Genomic DNA, 465 nt, shown 5'->3' on the forward strand with positions numbered 1-465 from the left:
AATAACTGGCACCCAGGAAAGAGACAATATCGCGCCGCGCCAGTTCCGGCGCTTTAAAGACACGGAAACCGGCGAAACCGAGATCGGTCTGCCCTTCCAGTTGCGCCGTATCGACGCCGGCATCGTTGTATTTAAACAGTTCCGGGCGAAAGTGAATCTCGCGAGCAAGATGAGTTGTCGTATCAACGGAAAACATACGTACTCGACGGCGAAACCCCATTCCTACGTGGAAAAACTGTATATCGAGCTGTCGATTGGCAACGTTGTTCCAGAGAGAATACGCCGCGTCATACTGGATACTGTTATATGCCTGCGGCGTCAGATTGGCGAGCGTATCCGGCAACGGTCTCGGCGCGCCGTCCCAGGGTTTTTTCGCTAACGCCTGGGCCATTGATTGCAGACCAGGAAAATCAAAACGGACAATTTTACCATCCGCAATATCAGATTCCGCCGCAAACGCCGCCT

1 protein-coding gene is annotated in these 465 nt (G+C 53.1%); it reads right to left on the minus strand.

Translation table 11 applies throughout. The features are described from left to right. Window positions 1–465 (minus strand): glucan biosynthesis protein (locus tag F7Q90_RS25995; protein WP_211369710.1); only part of this gene is annotated, 465 nt, incomplete at both ends.

The organism is Pantoea stewartii subsp. stewartii (assembly GCF_008801695.1).
Lineage (GTDB): Bacteria > Pseudomonadota > Gammaproteobacteria > Enterobacterales > Enterobacteriaceae > Pantoea > Pantoea stewartii.